The sequence below is a fragment of the Cohnella panacarvi Gsoil 349 genome (assembly GCF_000515335.1).
Taxonomy (GTDB): Bacteria; Bacillota; Bacilli; order Paenibacillales; family Paenibacillaceae; genus Cohnella; species Cohnella panacarvi.
This window is the reverse complement of the sequence record NZ_KI911563.1, coordinates 4,481,272-4,499,966: the sequence shown is the minus strand read 5'-3', so window position 1 is coordinate 4,499,966 and position 18,695 is coordinate 4,481,272. Positions and strand designations below refer to the sequence as shown.

15 protein-coding genes are annotated in these 18,695 nt (G+C 54.5%); 5 read left to right on the top strand and 10 right to left on the bottom strand.

Translation table 11 applies throughout. The features are described 5' to 3' along the window. Positions 1-219: 219 nt before the first annotated feature. Positions 220-804, bottom strand: coding sequence for an ATPase (locus tag COHPA_RS0121450; RefSeq protein ID WP_027088201.1), 585 nt, complete (start codon positions 802-804; stop codon positions 220-222). Then, positions 797-973 (bottom strand): hypothetical protein, encoded by a 177-nt coding sequence (locus COHPA_RS25900; RefSeq protein WP_169733289.1) that lies wholly within the window; start codon positions 971-973, stop codon positions 797-799. Before COHPA_RS25900 ends, COHPA_RS0121450 begins: the two co-directional genes overlap by 8 nt. A 154-nt stretch (positions 974-1,127) precedes the next feature. Between COHPA_RS25900 and sigK the strand changes: the two genes are divergently transcribed. The 3 genes from sigK (at position 1,128) to COHPA_RS0121430 (ending at position 2,895) form a co-directional block, all read left to right on the top strand. Then, positions 1,128-1,637, top strand: a complete 510-nt coding sequence (gene sigK, locus COHPA_RS0121440; protein ID WP_245590362.1) for an RNA polymerase sporulation sigma factor SigK — start codon at positions 1,128-1,130, stop codon at positions 1,635-1,637. Positions 1,638-1,744: 107 nt separating this feature from the next. Then, positions 1,745-2,089 carry a helix-turn-helix domain-containing protein gene (locus COHPA_RS0121435; protein WP_027085583.1) on the top strand — a complete coding sequence of 115 codons (345 nt, stop codon included), beginning with the start codon at positions 1,745-1,747 and terminating at the stop codon, positions 2,087-2,089. Beyond that, a complete protein-coding gene (locus COHPA_RS0121430) occupies positions 2,011-2,895 on the top strand; it encodes an IS3 family transposase (protein ID WP_084760875.1) in 885 nt (294 codons plus the stop codon). The genes COHPA_RS0121435 and COHPA_RS0121430 overlap by 79 nt, the downstream gene beginning before the upstream one ends. An 80-nt stretch (positions 2,896-2,975) precedes the next feature. On the opposite strand, the gene COHPA_RS0121425 is transcribed toward COHPA_RS0121430, so the two are convergent. The 4 genes from COHPA_RS0121425 to COHPA_RS0121410 form a co-directional block, all read right to left on the bottom strand. After that, positions 2,976-4,778 (bottom strand): GmrSD restriction endonuclease domain-containing protein, encoded by a 1,803-nt coding sequence (locus tag COHPA_RS0121425; RefSeq protein ID WP_027088197.1) that lies wholly within the window; start codon positions 4,776-4,778, stop codon positions 2,976-2,978. 201 nt (positions 4,779-4,979) lie between these two features. Continuing rightward, entirely contained in the window at positions 4,980-5,273 is a 294-nt protein-coding gene (locus COHPA_RS25895; protein WP_027088196.1) for an acyltransferase family protein, read from the bottom strand. An 11-nt stretch (positions 5,274-5,284) separates the two neighbouring features. Further along, positions 5,285-5,635: a hypothetical protein gene (locus COHPA_RS25890; RefSeq protein ID WP_027088195.1), complete on the bottom strand. Its 351-nt coding sequence runs from the start codon at positions 5,633-5,635 to the stop codon at positions 5,285-5,287. Positions 5,636-5,868: 233 nt separating this feature from the next. Beyond that, a complete protein-coding gene (locus tag COHPA_RS0121410) occupies positions 5,869-6,597 on the bottom strand; it encodes a PP2C family protein-serine/threonine phosphatase (RefSeq protein WP_027088194.1) in 729 nt (242 codons plus the stop codon). 122 nt (positions 6,598-6,719) lie between these two features. Here COHPA_RS0121410 and COHPA_RS0121405 point away from each other — a divergent pair, with 122 nt between their 5' ends. After that, a complete protein-coding gene (locus tag COHPA_RS0121405) occupies positions 6,720-8,294 on the top strand; it encodes a hypothetical protein (RefSeq protein ID WP_027088193.1) in 1,575 nt (524 codons plus the stop codon). Between the two features lie 64 nt (positions 8,295-8,358). Continuing rightward, positions 8,359-9,162 (top strand): hypothetical protein, encoded by an 804-nt coding sequence (locus tag COHPA_RS0121400; protein ID WP_156926719.1) that lies wholly within the window; start codon positions 8,359-8,361, stop codon positions 9,160-9,162. 63 nt (positions 9,163-9,225) lie between these two features. On the opposite strand, the gene COHPA_RS0121395 is transcribed toward COHPA_RS0121400, so the two are convergent. The 4 genes from COHPA_RS0121395 to COHPA_RS0121380 form a co-directional block, all read right to left on the bottom strand. After that, positions 9,226-10,893, bottom strand: coding sequence for a hypothetical protein (locus tag COHPA_RS0121395; protein WP_027088191.1), 1,668 nt, complete (start codon positions 10,891-10,893; stop codon positions 9,226-9,228). Between the two features lie 302 nt (positions 10,894-11,195). Continuing rightward, the gene (locus COHPA_RS0121390; RefSeq protein ID WP_027088190.1) at positions 11,196-13,289 is read right to left on the bottom strand and encodes a phage tail protein; all 2,094 of its coding nucleotides are present in this window, start codon (positions 13,287-13,289) and stop codon (positions 11,196-11,198) included. A 36-nt stretch (positions 13,290-13,325) separates the two neighbouring features. Continuing rightward, positions 13,326-15,545: a putative baseplate assembly protein gene (locus COHPA_RS0121385; RefSeq protein WP_027088189.1), complete on the bottom strand. Its 2,220-nt coding sequence runs from the start codon at positions 15,543-15,545 to the stop codon at positions 13,326-13,328. Between the two features lie 35 nt (positions 15,546-15,580). Continuing rightward, complete coding sequence (locus COHPA_RS0121380; RefSeq protein WP_027088188.1) at positions 15,581-18,685, bottom strand: baseplate J/gp47 family protein; 3,105 nt, start codon at positions 18,683-18,685, stop codon at positions 15,581-15,583. Between the last annotated feature and the right edge of the window lie 10 nt (positions 18,686-18,695).

Here is an 18,695-nt window from a genome sequence, read left to right as displayed (position 1 = left end):
TGTTTGGTGCATTTATTTGGAATCACTCATTGTTTATCTTTGCAGGAACAGGATTTAATCCTCCATCCTTTTGACTTCGCTGGCAACCTTAATACCGTCTTTAACAAATTGCTTTCTTCCCTTAGGTGTTTTCAAATTCAGCATGTTTCCACAATTAGTTTAGCTGTCTCATAATTAATATGAATAGGTAGATACTCATTTTGCATGTTAATCTACCCCTCATTTTAACTGCTGCTCAATCAATTCAACCCATTGCGGAATGAGTACAGCTCGTGCTGTTATCTTGCCATAGTCAGCCTCAAGCACAATTTCACCATAAGTTTCACTATTGTCAATAACGATTAGGTGGTCAATCAAATGAAGATGAGTAAGTAAATTCCGAAGAGACGTCTCATGCCGCCTTATTATGTCTTCGGAAGCAATGTGATGCCCACCATTCTTAACGCGAGCTGCAACTCTCTCTATATTCAATCGATAATCACCAAGTCCGACATAAAACATGGTGATTTCAAACCCACTTGCCTTAGCTTCTTGCATATGGCGAATCGCGTTTCCGCCAGCCAATGTTGTTTCGACTGAAAAATCACGTTTGTAACGAATGCAATCCCTGGCTAGCTTAATGGCTTCTTTTCCCGCCGATACTTTCCGACCTTCTGGATTAACAGAATCGATTCTTCTTGCCAAAGCATCGGGATCTATATTAACGCCGATCCCAAGTCGATCCACAATCAAATTACGGATAGTACTCTTTCCGCTTCCGTTGTTTCCAGCAAATACAAACATGATTGCTGAAGGATCACTCATGGGTGAAATCCTTATCTTCGATGGGAATAATATCTCCGTTGTTGTACTCTTTGACAATTTGACCTTGATCCGTTTTATAGACGATATAGGTACCATTAGCTTTAGCATCAAGCTTCGCGCGATCACCTGTGAGTTTGATTAATTTTTTCAGATCTTGAATCTGATTCATGGCCAATCACCGTCCAATCCTCATCCATGTTATCGTCAATTATATCACAATAACACTACACCAAAACACGTCCACAATCGTTCAGACAGCCTCACCGCACCAACACCCCCGTAAACACCAACCGCACCCCCTCCTTACATCGGTTCGTGTTTACATCGTCAAGAAGTTCGACAACACCGGCGAAGACCTGGAAGATTTGATCTCGATCGGCACGATCGGCCTGATCAAAGCGATCGAAAGCTTCCAAATGGGCAAAGGGACGAAGCTGGCGACGTTCGCGGCAAGGTGTATAGAGAACGAGATTCTCATGCATTTACGGTCTTTGAAAAAGACGAAAAAGGACGTGTCGCTGCATGATCCGATTGGAACGGACAAAGAGGGGAACGAGATTACGCTTCAAGATATACTGGGGACCGAACCCGACGAAGTCGTGGAGAAAGTCCAGTTGAAGATCGAGAAGAGCAAAATTTACCGCAATCTCGATATTCTGGACGACCGCGAGCAGGAAGTGATTCGGGGAAGGTTCGGCTTAGACGGAGGCGGAGACGAACGGACGCAGCGCGAGATCGCGCGGGAGCTCGGGATTTCGCGGTCGTACGTGTCGCGCATCGAGAAGAGAGCGCTGATGAAGCTGTATCACGAGTTTTATAAGGCGAAGCGGTGAGTAGCACATGAAAGAAAGCCACCAGCCTTAATATAGAGTGCACCCCTTAGAATGGACATTGGAAAAACCCCTGGTTTATCCGATGAATTCTAGGGGGTGCATTTTTTATGGCTGTTAAGGGGCAGAAGTTCAAGCGATACACGCATGAGGTTAAAGTAGAGGCAATTCGCCTCCATGTTGAGGAAGGTTGGACTTATCGTCAGATCAATGAACATTTGGGGATTGCAGATCAAGATCGCATGAAAAAATGGATGCGGAAGTATCGGAACTTGGGGCAGTTCGGGTTATTGGATCGGCGTGGCCGAAAAACAGAATACATCAACCAAGATCGACACTTACAAAGCTTGATACGGGAAAATGAAATGCTAAAAAAGTGTTTGGAAATCTGGATGCGGGAGGTGTGCGTCGAAAGTACAGGGCCATTGAGCAGGCGTCAGAGTGGTATGCGGTAAGTGAGCTTTGCAAAGCATTTAAGGTTTCGCGCAGTGGTTACTACGCCTATTTAGCGCGTAAGGGGGCTAGTCGAGATAGGGATCTCAAAGCAAGAATCCAGGCCTTATATACGAAGTATGACGGTAAATACGGGTATAGGCAGCTTCAGCTTTTCCTTTTTCAAGAACAGGGAATATGGGTTAACCATAAGAAAGTTCTACGTCTAATGCAGGAGCTCGGGATACGTTCTAAAATCCGGCGTAAGTACCGCTGTAACTACGGGTCAACAGTCGGTGGGCGCGTCGTGGAGAATCTGTTAAAGCGAGACTTTCAAGCCAACATGCCCAATCGAAAATGGGTCACAGATGTCACTCAGGTTCGAGTGGCGGATACCTGGCTATATTTATCGGTCGTTAAAGATTTATTCAATAATGAAATCGTCGCTCATCATATGGACTTACGTAACGACAACCAACTCGTCTTGCGGACATTCGAGAAGGCCTTTGAAAAGCAAAAGGACATGTCTGGATTGATCGTTCACAGCGATCAAGGATTCCAGTACACGTCCTATGCATACCACGACATGCTGCCAAAGGTTGGCGCCCAAATCAGCATGTCACGCCGAGGCAATTGTCATGACAACGCCTCAATGGAGAGCTTCTTCTCGCATCTCAAAACGGAAGGGCTCTACCTCTATGATATACGAAGCGTTGAAGAGGCACAAAGGCGAATCGAAACTTATATTGCGTTTTATAACCATTCTCGACCGCAAAGAAGACTTAAAAAAATGACGCCGGTTGAGTACCGACGCCAGTTTGTTGCTTAGGTGTTTTTTCATTGTCCGCTAAATGGGGTCTTGACCAAATAAGGGGTGGTGGCTTTCGACTGTTCACATCATTGCGAGTTCTACAAATTGAAATAATATTTTTGTATTTTCTTTGCCATAAGTATGCGGCGTTGTTTCAAAAAGTCCGGATAATCTTGAAGACTCATAGTCATAATGTCCGGAGGGACGCAACTTGTTTCCAAATTGGCCAGCAACTCATTGCGATCTTGAATGCCACCGTACTTTAGCATTCCTGTCGTACATTGCTGTTCAACCTCTCGCAAATATTGACTCGGCGGCTTATTACCTACCTTAATATTGATTTCGGATTGCATATAAACATAATTCGCAATTTGGTTGTATTGAATTTTACTTAATCCATTCTTTTTCAAGTAATCACGAGGGAATATATGATGAATATCTCCTTTGTGATTGATCATGTCCGCAACAGTAATATCTTTAGATAGAAAACCTTTGTCCGCACCTTTGACTTGCGCCGCCAAGAAAACGTTAAAATAAGGGCTGCTAGCAACTGAAGTCTCTAGCTGTTGCACTAAAGTAACTTCCCAAAAAGCAGAAGAAAGTCGCCCAGCCTCTTCAGCCTCGATAACTTCCTTGAACGGCCTACTCGCGATTTGACGAATATCATAGTCGAATGAGCTTTCCGGAGATCCCGAATATCTGCCGGTCAATATTGACATAACAAACCAACGGCGAACGTAGGATTCGATATCCGCAGGATTATGCCCTAACCGTTTCAATTTCAAATATAGAATGTAAGCGAAATTGATTGCGTTCTTAGAACGGATAAGATCGGGAGAAATAAACCCGGCTGATTTAATGATCATGATAAAGGATTTGAAGTTGTTCTCATTGACGAAGGAAACGATCCCTTGTTCCAACTTCTCAAAAGACTGTTTGGCAATTTCATCTTCGTATGTTCGGGTCTCGAAATTCCGTCCCGACAATAAACTCACCAAATCCGCCAGCTTACCCCTGTTAAATTGTGAAGTGAAAGCTACTCTTAGCAAGTCGGTATAGTCAGGGTCGTATAAATCATCTTTCTCCTTGCTCATCCAACTGATTTTATGAAAATATGGAGAGGCAGCAAAATCATGATCCGTCTCTTTGATTTGCGTCCAAAATTCCGGAGCGATCGCAAGATGACAGAAGTAATCAATGCATTTCCGCAGAATGGGGCCGTTGTATTGCTCATTAACCGAGATCTTTGACATCGCGAAATCGGCTTGGCTCAACGCGACTCCTTTAGAGTTAATTCGTATGAATATTTCCGTAACGGTTTCGATGTCCAAATCGGAGTCCAATTCAATCAAACCGATTTGCTTGGAAATAATCTTTTTTAAATGGTCGAACTTCTTGAAGATTTCGCGATTAACCGCATTCGGGTTTCGTTTGCAATAATCTTCGACGAAATCATAAAGGTCGACGGATGAAGAGAATATTTCGGAAATATCGGGTATCCAGACGGAATCTTTAGCAATAGCCGTATTGAAGACTTCGAACTTCCCATTTTCATCCATTGGATTAAATGCGATTTTTATTTTTACTTTCCGATAATCCTGGTTCACGACCGGCTGTCCTAATATCGCCGCAGTTAAAGCTGTTACCCTCTGTTGTCCGTCGATTAATATCTTTTTGCCAGCGGATTGCGAACCGTCTTTTAATTTAACATTAGGATTTCTCCATGCGATAATATACCCCACTGGATAACCCTGGTATAAGGAATCCATTAAATCGCGTACTTTGGTCGCGTCCCAAACGAATGGACGTTGAATTTCCGGAATGGCGATTTCACCGGACTTTACCCAGGCCAGAACCGTTTCGATCAGATGCTGATTTACGCTGTACTTTTGTGTTTTCAATATCTATCTCTCCTATCCGTATGATTACTCCTGAGCTACTAGACAGCGTTCTTGCTGCGGGCTAAGTCATCACCTATTTTCGCCAGATATAAGCATTTATCCTTCATACGTCCTAATCAACAATATGATGAGGCGAATAAAAAGGACGCCAAAAGGTTGGCGTCCGATTGTTACGCGTCGAGCGTTCGCCCGCGACTTCCATCACAACACGCGCTTAGCGCCCGGTATAGCGCGAATCAAGCTCGCGGCCGCGAAACAAACGCAGACGCTTAAAACCGACACGATCACCCACTTGACGAACGGCGGGAGTCCGACTCCGCGAAAAAATACCGTCCAGCCGACGATGGCGGGCGGATGAATGAGATAGACGGTATAAGCATGGTTAGACATCCACTTGCCGAATCGACCGGTCGAATTGAACTGGCGTTGAAACCAAGCAAGCAGCGCAATGACGATGCCGATGCAGACCAGAGGCTCCCAAAGCGCATAACTCAACGCTTGGAGATTTACTCCGCCTTCGAAGCGATAATCCCTGCGACGAATAGCGCGATGTAAGAAGGAAAATAGCCGAGTTGCAGATCGAGCGGTCCTTCGCCCGTCGGGTAGACGAGCCGCAAACGGGCTCCGGACGGAAACGGGAGGAGTTTCGGTTGGCGGGAGACTTTGCCGGCGATCAGTCGATAAAGCGCATAGAACAGCGTGAAGTAGATCGAAGCCTCCAGAAACCAAGCCGGACCGAAGAACGTTCGCTTGAAGCTCCAGACATACTCAACTTCGCCGCGCCCTTGCGATCGTACGAAGCCGGGATGAAGTAGGCTGTCAAGAAGAAGAAAAGGCCCATGAAAAAGGCTTGGCAAACCGCCGTGAAAATCGTAAAGAGGATGATCGTCGCATTCAGTTCGCTTTTATCGACGTCCTCGAGAATCCATGAACCCGCTCCCCCGTATGCGATTGAAGTGTGGAATACAAGAACTAGAACCGTGAGGGCGGTTCTAAGATGGTCTAAATAATCGAGCCGATGTCTCATGATAGCGTCTCCTTAAGAAGTTATCGGCATCTTCAATTCTATGAAAATTCGGATCTTGGGAGATTAAGGTTGCACGAAAATCGCAAGCGACGTGTAGTTGTCATGTCCCGCCTTAGCCCTCTGTTGCAGTCGTCGCTCCATGTGCCGAATCCAATCCTGCGGCGTGTCGGATTTCGCGAGGTCCGTCTCCATCTCTTGCTCCGTTACGTATCCCCATAGGCCGTCCGTGCACAGCAAGAACCGATCCCCTGGAGCGATCGGGACGTTCGCCCTAACGTCGGGACGGGCTGCCCCTTCCGCGCCAAGAACGCGCAGCAATCTTCGCCGCTCGGGATGCCGGCGGATTTGTTCCCGCGTAATCGCCCCTAAGTTGACGAGGCTTTGGCATACGCTATGATCCAGGGTTTCATTCCATATCGTGCCGCCTCGAAAATGATACAAGCGAGAATCCCCGATATGCGCCCATGAAGCCGTCTTCTGATCCGCGGCCAACACGACGACCGTCGTCCGCATGGCGGCGAGCCTCAATTCTTGTTTCTGCCTAGCATGCAATGCCTCTTGCGCTTCTTGAACGTAATAGCGCAAAACCCCTTCCGAATGGATGGACTTACGCGCGGCCGCTTCGACGATTCGGGAACCGGCGATTAAAGACGCGAACTCTCCTCCTTCGTGGCCGCCGAGCCCATCGGCAACGACCCAGCAACCGAAGCGCTCCGTTTGAACGAAATGGCAGTAATCCTCGTTCGTTTTCCTGCCGCCCGGCTCGCAACTTGAAGCCGTAATGAATTTCATCGTTGGCTCCCTCCCGCCGATCTTACCGTCAATTTGTGATGTCGGATTCCGGCGACCCTATTGCGTAAAGTGTCGAACCGTAATACGATGTAACTAACTTGTTAAAATTGGAGACGATTACCATGGGTAGAGGCCGTTCCAACGCAATTTCGTCCAAGTCGCCGTCCACGTGGGGCGGCGGCGGGAAGGTAAAGCCTTCCGGATCCGGACCAGCGCAACCGATTATCGGCATGCAACGAGCCATCGGCAATCAGGCGACGCTTCAGACGATGGCGGACAATCCGCCGGAGACGCTCGGATACGAGGAAACCCATACGTCCGGCGGGTCATCGGGATCGATCCCTTATACCGCTATGCCCGCACCCGAGACACCGGCGTACAACAACGTGTACGATGAAGTCGAGGAAGAATCGGAAGAAGCTTCGGGCGGCTCCCAGCCTCTAGGCTACGGCACGTATGCGGAAGTTTCTTCCGCGGAGGATGAACCGGCGTACAATAACGTCTACGACGAAATCGAAGAACAAGCGGCGAAATCGGAAGAAGCTTCGGGCGGCGGTTCCCAGCCCTCTGGTTACGGCGTGTATACGGATGTTTCTTCCGATGATGTAGCGCCGTACAATAACGTCTACGACGAAATCGAAGAACAAGCGGCAGAATCGGAAGAAGCTTCAGGCGGCGGTTCAGTGCCTTCAACCTATACGATGTACACTGGAGTTCCTGCCAGCGAGGAACAAGCCTCCGGCGGCGGTTCCGCGTCCTCCGGCAATTCTCAAGACGCGTATACCGCTCCAACAAGGAGTATGCTCGGCGGCAATGCCTCGCGCGATACGGCTGCATCCGCGCCGAAGCCGAAGCCGACGGCTCCCTATGTGAACGAGAACGGCTTCGAGATGAAGCCGATGAACCCCGGGATGGAACAATTCGACACGCAAGTTCAGCGCCGAGGGGTAGCATTCGCGCCGATGCAGTCCACGACTCATTATATGAAGAACGAAGAACAGCGTAAAGACTACGCCCGCGGCTTCAATGAGCAGGGCCTCATGACCAACGCCTCCAGCGGCGAAGCCTTGAATACGATCGGAGCGCTTCAAGCGCCTGCCCACGGAAGCAAGGCCGACCGACACATTTTCACGATGGACGGCGAGGGGCAATTCCATTCTGCGGACGCGGTGAGAGAGACGAGATCGCGCGGCGCACAGGCCATGGCGGAGGGCAGGGATACGCAGGAACGGTTTCACCACTCCTCCTTCAACGCGGGAGAAGCCGTCGCCGGAGCGGGCGAGATGCAAGTACGGGACGGACAAGTCGAGCTCCTCTCGGATACGAGCGGTCATTACTTTCCCGGCTCGAAGCAAATGGTGCAGACGGTTCAACAGCTCGAACGAAATAACGTATCTATGGAGAAACTCGGCGTCGAATTCAACGGAAAGGGCAGAGGCGAGAACATGCAAGCGTCCGCGCTCGAGCTTCTAGGATATGCCGATCATAGTCCCGAAACCGCCGAGCAGCAAATGCGCGCCATGCATGGCAAACGGGATGACGTTCTTGAAGAATTACGCGATTCGGCAGACGGACTCGACGAGAACAGCAATCTCACCCCCTCCGAAGTCGTGAAGCAACAAAAAGCGAACAAACAAGCTTCGATGCAATCCGGCGGAGGAAACAACCAGCCAGTCGTAGGCTTCTACGCGGATTAACGAACGGATTCGCGATCGAGCCTGATTACGATCTGGCTATCCTGTTGTACTGGAGACGGTTACCATGTCTAAAGCCCGATCCCCCGTCATGTCCTCGAAGCTTGCGGCTCTATTGAGGCGAAAAAGAAGAATGCGTACGGCCGAGGACGAGCATCCGATCATCGGCATGCAGAAATCCGTAGGCAACGAAGCAACGATGCGGATGCTGCAGGATGAAGCGCAGCCCCCTAAGGAGCAGAAGGAGCAAGACTCGAAGCTTGACGCCGGCGCCATGGCGATTGCCGCTGCCCTCGCCTTATTGGATTTCGAAGACGCGGAGGAAACCGAGTCGCCTGCCGCCTCCGAATCCGAATCGCAGCCGCCGGTTGATACCGAAGTCGAGACCCATCCGATGGACGATCTTGCCATCGATGCGCTACCGAAACTAACCGCAGCTATCGAGCCCGCGAGGACGCCGGATTATGAAAAGTATATGTCCCCCTATTCTCAAGAGCATGATTCGCAAGGGGGTTACGGGGGACTAGAGTCCAGCAGCGCGTTGCCGTCGATTGCCGAGCTGACGTCGTTGTTCGGATACGATCTTGCGATTCCGGGCGAAGCCGACAAGGAAACGAAGCAACGGGACGATAAGAAGGACAGCGTATTAGCGGAGCTGAACGCCCCGTCTATCGACGAAGAGCTTGCAACAGGCGAAAGTCCGGCTAACGATGAACGCGATTCCGAGCAGGGCGACCGTGAAGACGCAGGCGCATTCTCCGAACACCCGGGTAAAGAGCAGGAACAATTGCAGCGAGCTAGGGAGACGAACGCTGCTCGCATCTCGAAGCAGCAGAAAGCAAGACGACGATTGGAACTCCTCGAACAATGATGCCAAGATAACAAGGTTGAGCGGCCACGATTCCTGCCGCTCAACCTTGTTTGTATCTAAGCCTTATTCCTGGCTCGCCGCCGCCTCGCCTAGACTGGCTTCCAATGCCTCGAGCGCATCCGCTGGCAATTTCGCAAGGTCGTCGTCCAGCTTCTTGAACGCCCACCAGCGAACGCGCAAAGACGCGGCCTCGGTCGGTTCCTTCAGCTTCATGCCGATGCGGAACGTGCCGCGGTCCGGATCGACGACTGCACCGAATACGACATTCGGAAGCTCGGCTTCGAACTCCGTTCCCTTGAATACTTCCGACGAGCCGTAGTACATCTTCCGGGATTTACCCGGCTGAACGACCGCTCCTTCGATCGGAGGCTCTTCCAAACCGACGATGACCGTTACTTGCCCCTCTCCGAGTCCGTGTTCGATCGCATCGGTAACGAAGTTCTTCTTGCCGCTGAAGAAGAAGCGCATGCCAGGCTTGGCGTTCACGTCAAGAGGTACCTCGATCGTGCCCGTCGCCATCTCGTCTTTGATCGTCTGCGGCTTCGGAATGCCCATCTTGAAGCTGAACGTATTGCGGTCCGGATGGTAGGCGACGTCCAGCTCCGGCTGGCTTCCGTAAGTCAGATCGTACGCTTCCGATTCGGCGTAAAACTTGTGCAAGGAATTCGACGCGTCCGCGAGCGTCAGTTTCTGCAGCAGCGCCGCGTTCGGAATGTATTCGCCGAACGGCACCCGCTCCACTTTCTCGATCATGTACGTCGGTCCGAGTTGCAACAGCCCGATCCTCGCCAAGCAGACGTGTTGATCCGCATAGCCGTCCGCGGCTTGGTCGAGCGAACGCTCGTGCCAATCTTGCAGCACCCGGCTGATGACCGGCTGCTCGATAATGTCGACCGACTGCTTAACCGACACGTCGATCGGAATGCGGTTGTCTCCGAGATACAGTTCGATTGCATCGCCCTGAACCGACAGCTTGGCGGCCGTTCCCGGGTTCTCCGCCGCTTTCAGACTGTAGCTGTACCGATATTCGGTCTCTTGACCGTCGCCCGGGTCCTCGAATCTCACTTGGGCTTCTTCCTTGCCTACCGGTCTAAGACCTTCCGTCTCATAGGGGAACGACAACTTTACCCTCGGAGCTTGCAACGTCTTCTCGATGATGATGGTTACGTCGATGACGTCTCCGGGATTGACGTATTTCGGCATCCGTTGCGTAATACGCACTTGGGAATCGTAATACAAAGTCGTTACTTCTTCCGTTAGCGCCGTGTGCTCGAGCGACATCGGCGCCGGCGCTTCTTCCTTAATGAAAAGGCGGAAGCTTTCGAGATAACGGTTATATTCGCTGACTTCTTCGGCGCGGACGGAAGAGTTGCCCACCGAATGGACCGGCTCCCGACCCTTCTCGTCGTAGGCGACGTAGAGGTAGACGTTCTTCTTGTATTCGTTGTTCGTGAATCCGTCGATCATCGACAGCTTCAGCGTAACCGGCGCGGGAATGACGATTTCGCGGCCGATATAATCGATCGCGACGCCCATTTCCACCGTAATCGTCTTATCGTCGACGCCGATCACTTGCATCCCTGCCACGACTCCGCTGCCGAACAAGAGACGATTGAGCAGCCTTCGCTTGTCGTTGAAATACTTTTGCTCCGACTCGAAATCCCGCACCGTCAGAAGCTTCCCATAGAAATAGCGGTTTCTCTCGAACGGGTACATTCTCGCTTTTTTCACCTGATCTCCTCCTCGATAAATAAAATCTTCGTCGGGCTCGATCTAACTCACCCTCGATAAATAAAATCTTCGTCGGGTTCGATCTAACTCACCCTCGATAAATAAAATCTTCGTCGGGCTCGATCTAGCTCACCCTCGATAAATAAAATCTTCGTCGGGCTCGATCTAGCTCACCCTCGATAAATAAAATCTTCGTCGGGCTCGATCTAGCTCACCCTCATCGGCTTGTCCGCCTATCGCCTTCCGCGGCGTTCGGCCGGATCCTGTACGGTTGTGCTAGAAGTCCGCGCTGTCCCGGACCGTCACTCCAACTCCGAATCGATGCCTAGCCGCAAATGCGCGTCGAGTCTGCCATCCATATCCATGTCGACGATCAGCGTATCGTTAGGCATGCTTCTGTCCGCGTGAATCGTGAACAACGAAGGTTCCGCAAGCACGGTATTGATGCCGAGGTACGTATGTAAATCCAGAAACACCCAAGGTTGAATCCAGACGATTCTCACTTCCGTATATGCCGGTTTATGCTCCTCCACGAGTCCTCTGAGCAGCACTCGTTCCTTGTCGGATCTCGCTTGACCGGGATGCAGCAGCAGCGTGAACGTGTGGGGATCGTCGGTGTACAGCCTCTCCGTCAATTGCCTGAGCTCGGCGTTGTCCCGCATTCGTTGGAATTGGAAAGGCTCCACGATGACCGGAGTCGTGCCCGTTATCGTCTCGACGAGAAGCTCGATTCCTCTTCTCGTTCCGCGGTACCGGTACAAGTCGGGCGCTGCCCGAAGCAGCTTCCTTACCCACTCGTCCGACCAATGCTCGTCGCTGTCGATGCCGATCCATGAAGCTAGCCATCTTAACCGGCTTCCGGATATAAGCTCCCGGTCGAAGCTTCGGGACATCTGATCGATCGCGTTCTCGACGCTATCGAAGAGCGTACCGTACAAAGCCAGGAACCGCTCCAGGAAATCCCGACTGTCTTCCTCTTCCTGATAGACGGCCGGCAAATAGGATAGGAACGTCTCTCTCGGATAATAGACGCGAAGCCGGTCCAGCTTCGGCGTTCGGCGTTCGCTGCCGATCCATTCGAGCTTCAGCCATAGATATCGTCCGCTGGCGCCGAAGAACAAGGCGTCCACGGGATTGATCACCGGTGCGGACCAATAAGTCTTGAGGCCTTCCGCCCGTTCCTTCAAGGACAAGTCCTCTCTGGCGATCCACTCGTCAACCTTCCAGGCGCCCCCGTTCGCCGTCACCCATTCCGAATCGGAACTGAAATAGGAGACGCGGATTTGCGTGCCGTCCGGTATACCGGCGTCTAGAGTGAACTTATGCCAGATCGTCTCCGTTTGGCCGCTGTCGAACGCCTTGGAGAGCCATAAGCCTTCCGGTGCTCCGGCGTCTTCCCAGCCTCTTGTCATCGCTTGCAGCTCCAGCACCGTAATCGTGCCGTTCTCTCGGCTTCGAACGTAGATGCGATCGTGCGAGTCGATGAGCAAACCGTCGGTTTTGCCCCGGAAGCCGGCCACCCTTCCCTGCAGGTCGCCTTCTTGTCCGAACTGCAACAGGAACCGGTCGTCCTCGCCGACTTCCTCCATCGCCCTTGTATCGCCGATGTAGATCCGATTGTCGGAATCGACGCCGAGACCGGCGAGCGGGAGCGCCGGAAGCATAAGCCGGTTCGTCAGGCTTCCTCCCGGATCGAATACGAATAACGCCTGCCCCCGCGAATCCAGCGCGTATATGCCTCCTCCCGGCGATGCGGCGAGATAGTAGCTGCCGCTCCGCCCGGATAAATCAGAAGAAACGAACCGTTCGTCCGACACGATCGATTCCACGTTGCCGGATAACGAGAGCCGAACGATCGCCAGCTTAACGGTGCCTTCCGGCGAGCGTATTCGTTCCTCTTCCGGCTCTTGCGGCGTAAGGACGTACACGCCGCGTTCATCCGCCGCGATCGCAAGCGGGTCGATCGTAACGTCGTCGACGAATCCGCCCGCGCGACTCCATCTCAATTGCCCGTTCGCCAGATCGATCGCCGACAACGTCGCCGCGCCCGACCGATCGGCGACGAATAACGTATCGCCTGACACGGCCAACAATGCGGAAGCGCCGAACAGTCCGTGTCCGGGCACGAATAGTCGCTCGTGATGTCTGCTTCCCTTATCGTAAGTCCATAAGTCGCCCTGTTCGTCAAGCAGGATCCAGCGGCCTATCGATTGGACGGCGAAGTCCGAGATCGTACCGACGCCGTCCAGCTCGGCAAGATGAATCGTTCCGGTTACGCCGTATTTGGCGTCCGAACGAAGCGATACGCCGTCCGAGTCGTCCAAATTCCGTCCGACGCCCCGTTTTCTCCAATGCTCCGATCGGCTAAGCGAATAAAACTTAACTTCGTCCGTCATCCCGGTACCTCCTTTCCCGCGAGGCTGCTCTCGATATTAGATTTGCGTGCGGCTGACCAATTGAATTTGATGCATTCCGGATACGACGATGCCGTTCGGCGGAAGAACGATGTCCCCCGCGGCATTCTTGCTCGCGCTTTGTCCCTCCGCGTCCAGCCATAAATCCTGTGCGTACGCAACGCCGGTCAAGCGGCTAATCGCGCTGTAGACGTCGCCCTTCTGCACCGTTCGCCCGAACGGCCATCCCTGCACGGCGCCCGGACCGTCAACCGGCGACAAGAGCAAGTTGAGCGCCGTGACGATCCGATGCGCCTCTTCCATATAATGAGGCTCGACGACGACGGTGGCATGAACGGTTACTTGCACGTACTCCGGTCCGATGACATGTACTTCCGTCGTAATGAGACGCCGATCGTCGAGATGCCTGGCAACGGTATCCAGGAAGCCCTTGCTCGGTTTCGGCGCGGTACCTAGTCCCTCGGGTACGACGACAACGGTAACCGCCCCGGGCGAATATCCGCGTCCCGGCGCGTATTGCGGTATCACATGCGCTCTCGCGATCCGCAAACCCGGCGTCTCGCAAGCGATTCGCGCGTAATCCTCGTTCGTCACGGCGGCGTAAGGAGTCAGCCATTGCTCGCTCGCTCTTCGCGTCGCGGCTTGCAGCGTCTCCGGTTCCGCGCCGCCGGCGCCATAGCCCGCGTTCGTCACGGTCAGGCCGAGTCGTTCCTGCTCGGGTTGAGCGAATCGGGTGAGCAGGTTCGGCTTAATGTTCCCTCGGCTTCCGCCGCCTGTCACGCAGGCGAGGATAAAGACGTTATCCGCGGACGAACGGTCCGGAATCGCTCCGTTCTCGTCGTCTCCGAACCGGATTTCCATCGTGTCGGAATCGAGGACGAAATGTTTGTCGAGCGGGCCCGATCGGTCGAATTGGTCCACCATCGTCCAGTCCTCGAACAACGGGGCCGTCTCTCCGTTCGGATCGGGAACGGCCACCTGAATCAGCAGCTCGCCTAGCAACGGACCGCCCAGCGGCGGCAAAGCCATCTTCATCCGGGGCAGTCCCCCGCTTCTGCCCACCGTTCGCGCGGCGGCGAACTTCCAGGAGGAGCAGACGACTCTGACGTTGCCCGCGCCTGCCGGTACGAGCGCGCCCTTCGTCCCTTCGCCGAACCGCACCGTAACGCTGCCGCGCTGCGGATCGCCCCTCTCGACCACATAAGCGCGGTCATTCGGCCCGCTATCTGCGAAGCTCGTAATCTCTCGCCATTCTCTCCATCGCCCGTCCGATTCGCGGACTTGAACGCGAACTTCGCCGTAATAAGCGAGGAACCTCTCCAATGCGATTCTAAAGCCGGGCTGCCCCGTCCCGTCATGCAACGAATACTCGGCGAGGGTGTTCTGCTGTCTCGCCTTCACCGTATGCAGCAAAATTCGCTCGATACGCGGAGGACGTTCATAGCCGGGCTCTTCCAGCGAGCAACAAATCCAATAACGCGGCCGATCGCCCGCAGGATGGACGACGACCGGCTCCATCGGCGCATGGAGAGCGAATGTGATCGACCCGCTGTACGTCAGTTGCAGCGTATCGTCGCTCGCAAGCTCCAGCGGTATCCACGCTTGCTCTCCGTTCTCCCCGATGCCGTAATATTTCCAGACGACCCGAGCGGAAGGAGTCACCTTCGGAAGATCTTCGGGCGGTTCCCCGTCATTCAGCCGAAATCGGACCGAGACGCTCTCGCCTTGAGGCGGCGCTCTGTCGAACGCGATGTATAGCTTGCTGCCTGCCCGCGCGTTACGTCCGAAGGCGTAGAACGCCACGTTGCCGTCCGCGTTGAAGGCGCTCATGTCGCTCGCTTCCCTCTCCGTACGCGTCACGATCCGTTCGATCTCGAGCGGAAGCAGCCAGACGGACTCCGCCGTTTCGAAAGCCTGGTCCTCCGCCTGGAGCTTCGAACCTCCGGGAACGAACACCGCTTCCCGCACGTTGCCGAACGTCGCGTCTACTTCGGCCGGAATCGCTGCGCTAGGAGCGACGCCGAGCAGATCGAGGAACTTGCGGACGTTGCGTTCAGGCACCCTGCTGAGGTAATACTGCTGCATTTCGCTAAGCCAAGCGAATAGCTCGAGCATCGTGACGCCTGGATCGTGGGCGTTCTCGTCCGTCCATTCCGGCAGTTGTTGCGGAATGCCTCTGCGTGCGTCCTTCACCATACTCTCGAACGTTCGGTCGTCCAGCGGTAGCCTCGGCAGCATCTCGTATCCCTCCTTCTATCTGCAATCGTTCGTTATTATGAACCTAGTACGACGGTAATGCGGTGCTTGCCTCCGGTAATGATGCCGTGCAGCACCGCGCGCATATCGTCCGGTACGATCTCTTTTCGAATCCCGTTCTCGATCCGGACGACGCTCAAATGCAGCTTTTCGACTTTGCGAACGCCAGGCACGGATTGGAGCAATCCGTAGAACGCCGACAGGTGAGTCGTCTCCCCGATGTCCCACCCCTGTCCGTCCAGCTGACCGGCGTTCGTGTCTAGATAACGGTCCAGTCGATCGGCGCAAGCCGCTTCGACAGGGATGATCTCCTCCGGCGCGTTGGCCGATATCGTCGCGATGACGGATACCTCCAGGAATGCCGGCGCCATAACGTGCAGGCGTCCTCCCGCGGTCAATACGTTCGGCACCAGCGAGAGAAGTTCCCGCTCCAGTCGTCTTCTAGCGGAGGCGAATCGGTTCGCTCCTTCCGCTCCGCCCGGCGGCAACGCGACGACGGCAATCGAACCCGGACGATAGTTCAGCTTAGCGTCGCGGTTCGTCAAGCACCTCACCTTATCGATCCCGGGCTCCAGCTCTCTGACGATCCATTCCGCGTCCGCGGCAGACAATACCCGCCCCCGATGTTTAAGCGCTTGCGGACCTCTGACCAGCGCGCGTTCCAAAGGCTCCGCATTGCTCCCTCCGGTTGCCGCCGATGCGTTGATCACGCGCTCCACGAACGCGATCGCGCCCATGATGCCGTTAATCTCGCCTGCTTCGACGTTGCCGCGAGCTCCTTCGGTAACGCGGTAATTCGCCCGTACTTTGTCTCCGCCTTCAAGCGGAGGGGCCATTCCCCGTACGCCGTCGCCGAACGTAATGACGCCCGAAGCCGCGTCGACGGTATAATGCCGATCGCGCGTTCCTGAGCCCGCGAGCGTCTGCGCTTCTTGCCAAAGCACCCATAACCGCTGAATTTGTCCGTCGCTGTCCCGATACACCTCGCAACGACCAGGCTGCTCTTCGTTCATTCGAACGAGCTCGTGCTCGTCCATGCAGCCGGTCTCGTCTACCCATATCTCCTGTCCGATAACGGGGGTGCTGGACAGCACGTAACCGTTGCCTTGCTGCTCCGGATATTCTTGCCTTATCGACAGCTGCTGCACCGCCGTGACGGTATTGCGACGGATCGCCGCCACGCCTGGCAGCGGCGCCCCGGGATCTCCGTATCGGCCGTCCCGGTTTACCGCCCGCAGCCAGACGCGTTCGAGTCCGAACAGCGACGCGATGGCCATGTTAGGCGGGCCGACGAACTGCAGCTCGCCCGAATCGGTGAAGCCTCTCGTTCCGTCGGACGTTCGCAACGTCTCCCATGTCCATTGCCCGCCCGCGGAACGGACGTAGGCTTCCCACTCCACGTGCGGCGGATCGCCTTCCGGCGGTTGTCTGCGCCCCATCGTAAAATACATCCGTATCGGACCCTTCGCCGGCGGAGAATCGAAACCGAAGTAGACGGCCGGAGCCGGGCATGGGATCGGTTCGAACGGCTTGAACGTCTGACCGCCCTGACGCACGGGAGCGCTCACCTCCCGCCATTGCGCATTGTTGAACGCATAGGCGTCCGACGGCTGTAATCGCACGTCGCCGTCATAGCGATAGGTGAAACTCGTCTCTTCGAAGAACGGGCTCATATATTCGACGAGAGGTTCCGTCACCGGATCGGTTTGCAGTACGCGCACCCGCAGCCAGCGGTCTTCCCGTCCGTTCACGAACGTCGTTGCCATATCCGAGGGGCATGGAAATTCCAGCTCGTACCCGGAACCCTCCTCGGGAATATCCGCGAACAGTTCTTCGTGCCGGCTGCTTTCGGGCAGCTTCATCCAATTGTCGCCGTTCCAATATTCCCAGATCGCTTTGCGAATGAATAACCGCTGCGGCGGCTTCTTATCGAAGTCCGTCTTCCTCATGACCATCCGCCAACGGATTTCCGGATCGGGCCCCATCCTTAATTCGTTCGGCACGCTCTTCGCGCGGAAAGACAGCGTAAGCCTGCTGCCCCGCTTCGTGAACGCCTCGGCACAGCCGACGTAGAACACGGAGTACGGCATGAAGTGCTCGCCGAACGGATAGTACCCGGACTTCTCCAATTCCATGTCGTTGTAATATAGATCGGTCGGCTTAATGCCCCCCGGGTCCGCCTTCCGATCGTGCGCGGAATGCATCAGCACGCGGTCCATCGGGGGCATCCCGAGCAATACGTCCAGCTTCGTCGCGGCGTCGAGCTCGGGTCTCAGCCGACAGCGAATCCAGCGCCCTTCAAGTCCGTTCACGTTCGTCATCTGGACGGCGCCCGACGACTTTTTCCACAACTTCACTTCGGTTCCCGACGACGTCGCCCGCTCGAACGGGATCCATTCGCCTTCGTTGCCGGAATACGACCACTCTAACGCGCTCTCGCGAGCTAGAATTGCCGCGATATCGTTCTCCAAATATTGCTTATCGGCATGATGTAATTTAAGCGTAACGACCGCCGGACGATCCATGCAGAACAGCTCGTCGTGCCGAAGATAGAACGCGTGCTCCTGCATGTTCGCGCCTTCCGTTCCGTACAGATTCAGCTCGCCAAGCGTACCGGCTGCGAGCGCGGTCTCGTATTCGGAAGCGGCATGCACGATCGCGTCCCGTTCCGGATGCACGTTCACAAGCTCCGTCAATTTCGCCGGGGTGACGAGCAGCGCACCTTCCGTCTCGAAAGGCAAGTCCTCCCCTCCGTCGTCCGGAGACGCCGTAAGCGCCGTTCCTCCGGGAACGTAGACGGGTTCGTTGACGCCTTCGTTCAATAGGAACGTGACGTTAGCCCGTGCGGGACGCGCGGGTTGCAGTTTCACGCGGAGCATCTCAAGGAACGCGATGAAGTTATTAAGCGGCGCTTGGTTGAGCCGTTTAACGTTATCCCCGAGCATTTGCGCCGCAAGAAAGAACAGCGCCGTTCCCGCATCGGGATCGTCGGGTGAAAATCGCCACTCCGGCGTATAATGCGGCACCATCGCCTTCATTTGGTCGACGAGCGCTTCCAGGTCCCTATCGTCGAGCGCCGGCGCGCGCCGCCCCGCTCCGTATTGCCATTCTCCAGTTCTCATTCCGATCGTC